This is a genomic window from Micromonospora sp. NPDC047644 (assembly GCF_040704315.1).
Classification (GTDB): domain Bacteria; phylum Actinomycetota; class Actinomycetes; order Mycobacteriales; family Micromonosporaceae; genus Micromonospora.
Genome location: NZ_JBEYSY010000016.1, coordinates 103,592 through 116,159, shown reverse-complemented (window position 1 = coordinate 116,159; position 12,568 = coordinate 103,592). Strand labels below are relative to the sequence as shown.

At 68.1% G+C, this 12,568-nt stretch carries 3 protein-coding genes; all 3 read right to left on the bottom strand.

All coding sequences use genetic code 11. From position 1 onward, the window contains the following. Positions 1-16 precede the first annotated feature (16 nt). Positions 17-1,168, bottom strand: coding sequence for a Clp protease N-terminal domain-containing protein (locus AB0877_RS25460; protein ID WP_366611982.1), 1,152 nt, complete (start codon positions 1,166-1,168; stop codon positions 17-19). A gap of 55 nt (positions 1,169-1,223) precedes the next feature. Next, positions 1,224-7,886: a polymorphic toxin-type HINT domain-containing protein gene (locus AB0877_RS25455; protein WP_366611980.1), complete on the bottom strand. Its 6,663-nt coding sequence runs from the start codon at positions 7,884-7,886 to the stop codon at positions 1,224-1,226. A gap of 85 nt (positions 7,887-7,971) precedes the next feature. After that, the gene (locus tag AB0877_RS25450) at positions 7,972-11,862 is read right to left on the bottom strand and encodes a LamG-like jellyroll fold domain-containing protein (RefSeq protein ID WP_366611978.1); all 3,891 of its coding nucleotides are present in this window, start codon (positions 11,860-11,862) and stop codon (positions 7,972-7,974) included. Positions 11,863-12,568: the final 706 nt, after the last annotated feature.

Sequence of the window (12,568 nt, the reverse complement as noted above, 5' to 3'; positions counted from 1 at the left end):
ACACGCGCGGGCAGGCTCAAGGTTCGACCAGGCCGAGACGGCGAGCCGCCAGGTCGCGAACCACGGACGGGTCTACGCCCAGCTCAAAGAGCAACCGCCGGGCCTCCTCGTCCGGGTCGGTCAGCGCAGCGTGCAGCAGGTGGATGCTGCCGGCCGGCAGTCGGGCGCCGAGTGTGCTCAGCTCACGCGCACGCTCGGCGATCCGGGCCGCCGCCACCGTCCACGGCGGGTTGGTCCGGTCGGTGCGCCAGGCCCGCTTGGCTTGTGGGCCGGCGAACTCCCCTCCGTACCTCGCCGCCGCCACGACAAGACCTGCTTCCTGCCGTGTGAGCCCAACTTGATCGAGCAGGGCTTCGTTCGCGCCGCCGGAGGGCCCTGCTGGACGCAGCTCCCCAGCGCGCATCTCTTCCTCCAGCACCAACACGGCCAGGATCAGATGGGCCGGTGAGGTCCTGTCGTGTCCGACACGTACCGTCTCAGCCACCGCCTCCAACTCCAACCAGCCAAGGGCGGGCGTAGTCTGGCTGAGCAACCGGCTGGCCGAGGAGATCAGGCGCGTCGCGAGCCGCCCGCGCCGCACGGCCTCGGTTTCGGGCCTGGTGAGCACCCCGAGCTGCTGCAGTGGTGTCGCCAACCCCAACCACGGCGGCTCCTGGTCACCGTGGGGCCAGGTCTGTGCCACCGCGTCGTCGAGCCGACCAGGGATCAGACGATCCAGGTCGACGTAACGTTGAGCCCGGTCACCAGGCCCCTCCAGAAGCGTCTCCAGCAGGTGGTCGCTGCCCACCCACCGAGCCCGACGGTGTAGGGCCAGTTGAGCGGCCATCCGTAGCACGGCCCCTGCCTCGAGCTCCCACCCCACTGCTCCGGCGAGTCGGTCAGCGGCCGGACCCGGCCACCCGAATGAGCGCCAGTACGCCTCGCGCAGCGCTCGAACCAGCTCGAACGAGACCTCGACCGACAGCCCGGACACGTCGTCCGTGGCATCCGAGGCCGCCGGCTCCCGCGGTTGTGCCCGTACCGGAACCGCCGGACGCAGCCGCGGATACCGACCCAGCAGCGCGAAGAGGAGGTCGTCGGTGCCGACGCTGACCTGCTTGAGCCGGGCAGCCTCGCCTGCGGCGCGACGTAGCACCGCGTAGAGGCCACCGCCGATCGTGACGGTCACGATCCCCCCGTCCCCCGCACCCTGATCAAGTGCCTGGTTGGCTGGCCGGCCGTGGCTAGATACCCGTCATCTTCAACGGGTTGTACGTGACCCGATGCTGCGGTGCGTAACGGTGCGTCCCGCGGTAGACCTTGGGCTTGCGGTGTGCAGCGTAGCCCCCACCGGCAGCCTGATAGCTCTTCTTCGCGGTGCGGGCCGCGTAATAGGCCCGACCTCCGTACTCCGCCGCCTGCTTGGACCAATGGTTGGAGGGCAGCCAAGCCACGAGCTTGTTGTAGGTGCTCCTGTCGTAGACCTCCGAGGCGCCCTCGACAGCTCCGTTGAGCCCTGCGCGCACCCAGGGGGGCAGCAGTCGCATAGCGAGACTCGGTGCCCCGTGACTGCGCAGATCCCGGCCGTGAGTCGGCTCGTAGTCTGCGGCCTGACTCGACTTTCCCTTGGCACGATGCTTGCCCCCGCAGTTGTGGACGAGGACCGGGTCATCGCCGGCTCGTACGAGGAAAGTGTGGATGTCGTCGACGGTGAGGTTGTGGACGGTCGCGGCAGCTCCGTACGCGACGACCGCGATCACGCTGACGCGAACTCCGTCAGGATTCAACAACACGTCGCCTGGCCGCAGGGCCTCCGCGCTCAGCCATTCCCGCCGGTTGTCGACCCAGAACGGGTGCCCGTCAGTGGCGGTCAGGGTGCCGCCGGCCCTGCTGTCCCGGTCCGAGTCGACGCTGATCTCGACGAGCTTCTTGTTTCCGACACCGGTGATCAATGCGGTGACCGGGCGGGCCCCCTCCTCGCCGGTTTCCGGGTCCACGGCCCTGACCACGTCATCGATCGCGATCTTCTCGATGGCCTTGTACGTACCATCGGCCATCAGCACGGCAGTGCCTGGCAGGAAGCTGTTGGGGGTCAGACAGCTGTCGAGGGGGCCCGGCCTGTTCTTGGCGGCGTTCTTCACCGCGCCTGCACCTCGCGCGGCGGTCTTGGCCTGCCGGACACCCGGGACCATCGAGGCGATGCCCATGGCGCAGCCCGCGGTGTCCCCACCCGCACAGGTCTTGGCGGTGTCGATAGCCCCCGCCACCGCAGCCACCGCACCGGCGGCGACCGCCACCACCTGCGCCGGTGGTGGTAGCACGGCGGCCACCATCGCGACCGTGCTGGCAACCGTTGAGATGGTGCCCGCGTTGTTGACCACGGCCCTGGCCGCCGACTTGGTGGCGCTGGCCACCGCATTGCCGGCCCGGCTCGCCGCATTCTTGATCTTGCCCCAGAAGAGGCCGTCCGGGTCGGCGAACGTGGCCGGGTTGTTGTTCGCGTACGCGTACGGGTGCAGGCGCTGCGGGTCGTACTCGTCCGTCTCTGGATCCACCGAGATGAACGCGCCGAGCGCCGCGTCATAGAACCGGGCGCCGAGCAACGACAGCCCGGTCGGGTCGCTGATACCTCCGACGAAGCCACGTTGTCCCGCGGGCCAGGTACCACCAACGCCGCCGGATCGGGAGTTACCGAACGGGTCGGAGTATCTGATCGTGTCGACCCGGGTGACCGAGTTGACCGCCCAGTTCGCCGAGTCGTGCTGGTCGGAGGCCAGCCAGACGATGTCCTTTGGACCGGTGGCGGTGGACGACGTGCGGGAGGCGACCGTGTCACCAGCATGGTCGTAGTAGCGGGTCGCCGTCTTGTCCTGCCCCGCGACGCTCAGCTCGTGCCCGGCGACGAACACCGTGGCCTGGCCGTTCGGATCGATCCGGGCGATCCGGTTGCCGTCGACGTCGTAGACCATCCGTGTGGTGCCGGCGGCTCCGGTGATTTCGGTCAGCTTGCCCTGCGGGCTCCAGTCGAGCGTCTCGCTGACCCCGTCGACCCGGCGGTAGGTGAGGTTGCCGGTCGCGTCCCAGTCGTAGTGATCGACCCGCTCGCCCGTTGTCACCGTCCGCACTGCCTGCGGTTTGTCGGCGCCCTCCTGGCCGTAGCCGTAGCTGGAGGTCACCCCGGTGCGCTTGTCGGTCACCGCACTCCGGGAGCCCGACTTGTGGTACTCGTACGACTTCCAGTACGGGGAGACGCCGCCCACGTCCCCGGCGGTCACCCCGTCCGCGCAGGTGGGAAGCGCCTGCGTCCACGCTTGAGTGAGTCGCCGCAGGTAGTCGTACTTCATGCACTGGACGTCACTGTCGGCGGACCGCGGGTTGTCAGCGTTGTCCAGCGGACGGTTGGCCATCGACAGCACGTTGCCCGCCGCGTCGTAGCGGTAGCTGAGCGCGGCGACATTGGTCACCGTGGCGTCGCGGTCGAAGTAGAACTCCTGAAGCCGACGGGTGACGTCGTCGTAGACGTATGTCTGGTGGGCTTGCGGCTTGTCGTTGACGCCGAGCTTGCGCTTCAGCACCTCACCGTAGGGCGAGAAGGTGGCGGTGTCGACGTAGACGGTGTTCGTCCCCGACGGGTACGAGGTGCCGACCAGTCGGGTCACGTTGCCCAGGTCGTCGTAGGTGTGGGCGATCGTCTCCCGTTCGAGCGCGCCGACCTTCGGAACGTTCATCCGGTCGGGTGAGCCGTCGGCCTTGTAGGTGTAGGTGGAGACATAGGTGCCGGCGGCAGCCTCCAGGCCGGGCATGGCCGGCACGACCGACTCCTCGTCCGCGACCTGGTACGCGCTGCTGTAGGCGAACACCTCACGGGTGAACTGATGCCCGCCGACGATCGAGCGCTGCTTGGTCAGGTGCCCCTTCGCGACGGTGTCGTAGGTCCAGTCGGCGGTCAGCTGACCATTGACTCGACGGAGCTTCTGACGCCCCAGGGCGTCGTACTCGGTGGATACCACCTCGTCCAGGGCGTTGGTGGACGACGTCACGTCGTCCGCGTTGTCGTAGGTGAGGGTGGTCTCGCCCTTGTCCGGGTCGGTGGTCTTCACCTCCCTGCCGCGCAGGTCGTACTCGTAGCGCCAGACCTTGCCTGCCGAATTCTTGACGCTCGCCAGATCGCCACGCGGGGTGTAGGTGTATGTCGTGGCGTCGAAGTCACCACTCGGGGTCGCACCGCGATATTGCCGCAGCTCGGTCGTCTTGTCGTCGACGTCGCTGATCGTGACGGTGGCGGTGCCGCCCTGCGGTGGTGTGACGGCGACCTGCCAGCCGTCGGGGTTGCCGCCGTAGGTGGTGGCTGTCGCCCACAACTGGCCGCTGCTCGACCAGGTGCCTTCGTTGGTCACCCGCCCCAGCGCGTCGTGGCTGAATACGGTCCGCACGCGATCCCCACCGAGAGTGGGCAGCACGAAGGCGGTGGAAGGCGCTCCCGTGAGGTAATTAGGCCCGGACTTGTACGCCTCCAGACCTCGGTCGTTGTAGCCGGTCGATTCCACCAGGCGCTGCCCGCCCAGGGCGTCCTCCTGTGTCTGGACGGACCGGTACAGCGAGTCGAAGAGACCAACCTCGGTGAGGTAGGTGCCGTTGGGTCCGAGTCGCTTGGTGGTGACCGCCAGCGGCCCGTCGTTGCGGACCACGTACCCGAACTCCATGTTCGGGGTCTGGGCCAGCTCAGCGCGGCCGGGGAGCCACACCTTGGCCAACCGGCCGAGCGGGTCGTGCGCGAGGACAGTGCGCTTGTTGTTGGCGTCGACGATCACGGTTGGTTCGGCCCAGGCCGGCTGCTGGGTGGTGGTCGTCTTGTGCTGGAGCGGGTTGAGGGTGACGGTCTCGGTCACCGGGCCGGGACCAGCCGGAGTGTAGGTGGTGGTGGTCACGCCGCCCCGCGCGTCGGTGGCGGTCAGCTTCCGGCCCAGCGCGTCGTAGGAACTGCGGGACGTGACCGCGTAGCTGGGGCCGCTCCCCCAGGTGTCGAGGGTGTCCTCGCGGGTCACCAGGCCCCTGCTGGGAGCGGCGCCGTGAGTGTCCGACCCGTCGTGGTAGGTCTTCACGTCGGAGATGACGTCAGCCGGGCGGGACGGGGCGTCGGCGCAGGCCTTGGCGACCGTCTCCACCCGGGACACGGCCTCACGGATCCACTTGTCGGTGTTCGTGACGTACGTGGTGCGAGTGCAGGTGTCGTCGCCCGCCCGGCCTGCGTCGCCGAGGTCGGAGACCGCCTCTGGCAGGCCGTCGGAGTTGTAGGTGGTCAGCGTTTCGGTCCGCGCCCACTTGTTCGGCGCGAGCAACTTGCGGGTCTTCTCGACCGACGGGCGGCTGAGGTACGCCCGGTCGGTGCCCCCGGTGTGGGTCCGCGCCGCCGTTTGGCGGGTCCAGTACTGCGTGGTGGACGCCTCGACGATGGTCGACCCGTCGAGGGTCGCCTCCTCGAGTGGGGAACCGGCCAACGCCGGATGGTCCGTGTGCCTGTTGGACTCCGAGTCGAAAACCTCGACGCTACGCCTGGTGCCATTCGGCAACGGCTGGTCGTCCAGGCCCCGGTAGAACCGCTTGCGAGTCGTCAGCGGTACGCCCCGACCCGGCTCACCGACCTTCGTGACCACCTGCGAATAGCCACGCCACTGCCCGTAGGTGCGGTGCTTCTTCTTCGTGAACTCACCGTCGTCGTAGCCCCACAGAACGCTCGTGCCACCCCCGTCGGTGCTGTACTCGTACCGCGTCGTGATCGCCGGCTGATCAGCCGTCCGGTCGATCTCCGAAATCTCCGTGACAACGTACTTGTGGAACCAGTCCCGCTTCGGGTCCGCGTACCCGTCCGGAGTCCAGTACACCGGGTAACACAGCCGCGAGTTGGCCTCCGGCGAACCCGGCAGATCGTTCAGATCACAGTCAGCCTCGGAGTACGTGACGTGAATGTCAGCACCCGACTCGGTGCGAATGTTCTGGATCCGCCACCGAGAAAACAACGGCGCACCCGCCAGGACATTGGCCCGGTTCACCAACTCCACCCCGGTGAACCGCACCGGCGGATCCGTGACCGTGCCACCGACGTGCCCGGCGTGGACCAGATCCTTGAGCCACAGCGACGCCGAACCGGCCACCTTCGGCGCCTTGAACTCGTGGCTCAGACTCCACGACTCGACGTCGGCGAACGCGCTGCCCTCACGTACCTGGGTGGTGACCTTCGTCAGTCGCTTGGTGCTGAAGAAGACCGGTGCCAGCTTGTCCGTGCAGGGGGCCTCGGCGCACTCCCGGTCCCATGGCACGTCCGGCCAGTTCGCCTTGACCGGCTTGCCATCCTTGTAGCATTCCGCGACGAGGCAGCGGTCAGCCGTGCTGAAGAGCACCCGAGCGGTGGCAGCGACCGTGGGGTGATCCGCGTGCAATCCGTACTCGATCTTGGCTAGGTTTCCGCCCCGGGTGAACGACACCCGGTTGTCCTTGTCGCCCGCGGCACCGTAGTAGCCGGTTTCGCCCGGCGCGTAGTAGTAGCGGACCGTGTTGCCGTGCACGTCCACAACCTTGTCGAGCATCCAGCGCCACGCCTGCTTGCACGACGAATCCTTGAACGCGCTGACGTGGCAATCCTCGCCGGAGTGGTTGCCGAACACGGGGACCGTCCACCGGGAGTTCGCCGAGGCGACCTCGCTGGCGAAGAAGTACTGTGTGCCGTCCGGCGTGGTGACGGTCCACCGCTCGGACGTCGCGCTGCTCGCTGCGGCCGGGGTGCCCGCGAGTTGGATCTTCCAGTTGCTGTCGCTCTGTGCGCGCCAGACACCCGTCGAGTCGTCCTTGATGAGGGAGGCGTTGACGCCGTTGAGCGAGATGGTGACGTTCGGCGAATCGCCCTTCCAGCACTGGTCGTCGGTCTTCTTGTCCTTGTTGTTCGGATCCTTCCCGGCGACAGCGTCGCGGTCATCCGTGCAGGTGACGTAGGTGCGTTCGACGAAACCTGGCGCGTACTCCCAGCCGTCGCCGATCCACGAGGCCTGGTTGTTGGCACCGGCCATCCGGCCATCCACGACCTGGGACGAGTAGTTGAGGGAAACTTCCGGGAGCGGCCCTTCCGCCGGAGGGAGCCGAACCGCGTTGGCGTACGAGAAGCCCCCGGCACCATCACCCGCGGTCCACGACCCGGACGCCTTCAGGTCCGTGGCCTTGTAGTCGCCCTCCGCCGACGCGTCCTCAGCGGTGATGGCGAACACCATCGGGGCCGCGCCGGACAGAGCCAGCTCGGTCGACAGGGTTTTCGCGGTCCCATCGTTGGTCGTCTCCACCGACACGACCTGCTGACAGTCCGACAGCTGGGGAGTGGTCGCCGCGCAGGCCGGCAGCCGTTTGAGGGTCAGCCGTTCGCCCCAGCCCGCACCGTACAACTGCCGGATCCCGGCGTAGTCGAACGTCGCCTCAGCCGCCCCGGCGTCGCCCTCGACGACGACAACAGGGCCAGTAATGCCCAATCGACTCGAGTGCCGCTCGTCCAGCACCCGCACCTGGACTCGGTGGGGAGCCTGGGCGTCCGGCGCGGCCGAGACCGTGACGGGTAGCTGACCGGCCAGGCCCTTGGCCCTCTTCCCCGGACTGCCGGCGACCGCAAGCGTCGCTTGGCCGGCCGCCGGCCACACAGCGTCCTTCGGCGTGGTCCACCTGCCGCCGTCGTCGGGCAGCGGCGTGCGGTCGACGGGCACCGGGCGGGCCGAAGCCGCCTTGGCAGCCTTCACCGCTCGGTCACCCGACGGCACCTCGGCGGCCCGGGCAGGCCGCGTCACGGTCAGTGTCGATGCCACCAGCACCGCGACCATGCTCAGGGCGATCATCCGGCGTGGACGGGACGGAACCGCACGCAGCTGCGACATGGCACCTTCCTGACACAAGAGAGGAACAGGAGAGTTCGGGTGCAAGCGAGGTGATGAAGACGGCGGTCAAACCTCGTCAGGGCGGTCAGCCGGCGGCGAGGTCGGCGATCCGTTCCGGGGCGAGCGTGGAGGTCCAGATCCGTACGTCGTCGACGACACCACCGAGCCGCGAGTGCCGGCTCCCGCTGGTCTCCCCGACGCAGCCGATCAGGGTGGGGCCGGGGGCCATCCAGGGAGTGACCGGGCCGTCGACCTCGCCCTGCGCGACGCCGTCGACGTACAGGCGGACCTTGCCGGCGCCGAGGTCGTAGACACCGGCGAGGTGCGTCCACTTGCCGAGCGCCGGTGGCTGCTGCGACTCCGAGTTGCGCCAGACGGCATCCCTCGCGGGCGAGTCCGGCATTCCGAAGTGCCAGCGATTGACGCCCGGGTGGTAGCCGAGATAGAAGGGGGTATTTCCACTGGATATCTGCGACATCACCGTGTGGTGCCCGGTGGTCTTCTCGAGCAGCACCCAGGCGGTCAGGGTGAACGAGGCGTCGGTACGCACGAGCGGACCCGGAGCCTCGGCGCAGGAGTTCTCGGCCAACTCCAGCCCCAGGGCCCCGTCGCGACCGAAGCCCCGATCGCGGGCCCAGGCGTACGGGCCGGTGATGGTCAGGTCGCGGCCGTTGCCGGACGTGTCGGTCAGGTATGTCGGCGTGTCGCTGGCCGGGCCGTCCAGCGGCCACAGACCCTCCAGCTTCACCCCCGGGTTACCGCCGTGCGCGGCGGCCACCTGGGCGGCGGTGAGGGCTCCCTGCCAGGCCTGCACGCCACTGACCGACCCCACGACGTGGTCCACCGGAATACCCGTGTACCTCGCACAGCCGATGGTGACCGGCCCGTTGGCCTGCCAGGGTGTCGCCAGCCTGGGGGCCGACGAGGCCAGGACACCGTTGACATACAGAGTGATCCGCTGGGCTGTGGCGTCGTAGACGCCAGTCAGATGGGTCCACCTACCCACGTCGGCGGCCATGCCGGCGGGGGATCTCGCCCACGGCGCCGAGGAATCGTCAGCATCGACGTCCATCATCAGGAAGCCCCAGTAGTGGGTGCCGTCCAACACCCGCGTGCCGAGATACCAGCCGCTCTGACGTTCGCCGTCCTGACCGATGACCGTCTGGTTGCCCAGGCCCTTGTCGTCCACCTTGACCCACGTCGCGATCGTGAATGACTCGTCGGTTCGCACCGCGGGCCCGCTCGTCGTCGCGCACTGTTGCCGGCCGTTCAGTTGGAGTGCGGACGCGACCCGGCCGTGCTGGTCCTCGACCCACGGCACGTCCTCCGGCACCACCGCGTCGGAGGATCGGCCTGTGCTTTCGGCACCACTACCGCGCAGTTGCCAGTCGCCGACCAGGCCGGCGGGCAGTTCGGTGGCGGCGCGGGCGATCTGTTCGTCGGAGAGCAGGCCCTGCCAGACGCCGACGTGGTCGATCCCGCCGATCAGGTGGTACAACTCCGAATTCGCGCTCCCGAAGCAACCGACAAGGAATTGGCTCGTCGCGTTCCACGGCGTGAACGGAATCTCACCCTCGGACGCGAACTGCCCATTCACGTACAGCCGCATGATCCGCGCCACCGGGTCGACGGTGGCCGCTACATGCTGCCACTGCCCCAGCGGCGTCGACGTCGGCGCGAAGACGCTGACGAAGGGCGACCCGTCGAAGTCGCCGCCGGTCACGACCAACTCCCAACGATCCTGTACGTGGTGGTAGAGCAGGTAGAACGAGGGCCGCGCCGTACCGACCTGAGCGAAAACGGTACGCAGGGAAGACTTGTCGGCCAGGTTCACCCAACCGGAGACGGTGTACTCCGCGTCGGTGCGAACCGTGGGCGCGCTCTTCGCGCAACCCGCACCGTTCATGGCGAGCGCGGCACCCGGCACGCCCTTGCGATCGGCGCCATAGCTGACCCCACTGCCGAGGGTCAGATCGCGTCCCTGTCCCGAGTCGTCGAATCCGTCCCCATCGAGCCTCCAGGTGGCCTGCGGCTGGGCCTGGGTGATCCGGCCGGTGAAGAAGTTGAACGCGGTCCGCGCCGAGTAGTTGCCGGCATTGTCCTGCGCCCAGACATAGACGACAGTCCGGCCGACCTCCGGAGTGAAGGTGACGGTCGTCGTGCCGCTGGACGCCTGGAAGGCCTGCATCGCGTCGGTGCCGATGCCGTAGGCGAACTGCTTGACGCCGGACATGGCGTCAGCGGCGGTGAAGCTGAGTGTCACGGGCGCGCCTGCGACCGGGGTGCCCGAGACCCGGGTGACCACCGGCGTGGTGGGGGCGGTGTGGTCGACCCGGAAGTAGCAGTACCCCGTCCAGCCGGTGCCCTCGCCGGCCACGTCGTCATAACCCTGTACCCGCCAGTTGTAGGCACCGTCCACGAGAGCGGGGGCCGTCCAGCCACGCTCGGCGCCGGAGGTGGTCCATGCCGAGGTGTGGTCAGGGGGGTTGGTCGGGCCGTTGATGTCGAACTGCACCTTCACCGAGCCGTCGCCGTCGTTGGCCTTGCCGTAGAGAGTCGGCGTGGGGACGTTGACCCATGGCCCCGGTGACGACGTGCTGCAGTTGCCTCCGGGCGACGTGCGGATCGCCACCGGCGAGGAGGGCCGGGACTGGTACGTCGCCTTCAACCTGACGTTGGCCGGATCGAACTTCGCCCAGTGTCCACCACTCTCGTTGACCATCCTGAGGCCGAAGGTTATCGAGGCAGCGCCCGCATTCGCGTGCCGCTGGACGTGGTAGCCGACGTTTCCTCCGTTGAAACTCTGCCAATTGGCCGACTGACCGCAGTTGGCCCCGACGGTCTTTGTCTGCAGCGGCCCTCCATGCAGCCACGTACCGGCCATGCCATCCCAGCTGGGTGTGCTGCTGGCCAATGAATTCGTCTGCCAGATGCCCAGGGACTCATTACAGTTCCCCGTGTGCACCAGGTACGCGTCGACACTCGTCGTGTTCACCAGGCGCCGGCCCGACATCGCCGAGATGTCGAAGTAGAAATGCGACCGCCAGATGTCCCCGTGGTTGTCCCAATTTGAGCCGACGCGGGCCACCTCGCGAGGCCAGGAACTACCAGAGGTCCACTGCGTGCCTGCGTTGGAATCGTTCACGGGGGCCCACCTGGCCCACTTCATGTCATAGCTCGGGTCGATGAAGACCGGAAACTGGCTGCCGCTCAGCACCTCCGGGTCCACGGCCACCGTGAGTGATCCTTCGTCGACACGAACGTCGACCCGAGCCACCGCAGCGGCGTCGGACGGACCGTTGACACTGGAATGGGTCACGGCGCGTTCCCCGCTGCGGTCGAGGGTCCCGGCACCCCGTTTCCCGGCGGAGGGCTCACCAGTCGCCGGCGTCGAGTCCCACGCCATCGCCGGCGGGGCAGCCGCGAACAACCCACCCGGACCGGAGATGGTGACGCGATTGTCGGTTACCGCCACGTCGGCCGATCCGTCGAGGACGAACCGCGTCTCCCGGACTGCCGGGTTCTTCGCCGCCACAGCACTCTTGACCACCAGCAGGTGCGAGAAACCGCCGCGTTCGGCCCGTACCACCAGGTCGACGTCCGGATAGACGTTCGGATAGGTGATCGTGTCGCCCTGGATGACGCCCTGCGGCAGCGCGCTCGGCCACCCGAGCGAGAAGTCCGCGCCAGCGCCGGTCATGGAGGCGAACGGGCCTTGCCCGCCCTGGGAGAAGACCACGTCGGCCGTGGAGGCGACCGGGCGGACGCGACCGTCGCCGCCGACCACCAGCGTCGTATCGATCCCCCGCCAACGACCACCCACCTTCGCCCACTGCGGCTCGGCCCATGACTCCAGGGTGAGCTCACCGGAGGGTTGCGCGAAGACCCTCGTGGTCTCCGAGGCTGCCGCCAGGACTTCGACCGCCGTGTCGCAGGTACGCGCGAGCGAGATCGCCGCATCCTCGGACGGCGCCATCGCCGCACCGCCGGTGGCGGCTGCGGAACAACGGTCCGATTCGGGGGCAGCGGCGGCCTGACCGCTCGTCCCGACAACCGCTATCGCGCCCGCCAGAAGTGTGCCGGCCGTAATATTTGCCAGCCAGGCATGACGAAGTAGAACCACAGCCGCACACCCCCGTAGAGCAGCCCAAGAAGTCTTGCGGCAGACAATACATAGATCCACTGTGTTTAACCATACGCAGTTTCGGCAACACATATTAAGGACGAATCCAGAGTAGATCGACCATTTTGGCCGGTTGGCAACGATGGCCAGGCGCGGCGGCTGGCGCTCCGCCGTAAGCGCCCACAGTGCGAATCGCTCGAATTCGACCGTTTCCGACGGCCTGGCGCGTGACGCGGCGAAACGCGTTCCGGCAGCGGAACAGTGTCGGATACGCAAATTGGTCGCGCCGTACCTCGCGTGGCGCAATCCGCTGTCGCCCGCACCAATGGGACCAATTCGCACATCACGAAGGGCTCGGTCACGGCTGGCTGCCCGAGACCGACCCGGCCCACACGGCACCCTGCCCCCGCGCTGGCCCGACCCGGCCAGCAATGACACAGGCCGACATGGCCGACCAATTCACGTTGGCACCCCCGCTATGCCCCCCCTGATGGGCGATGCCCCCTGGCCATGCACGCCACTTTCAGGACCCTGAGTTGATCACCTCAGCTCGCTCGGC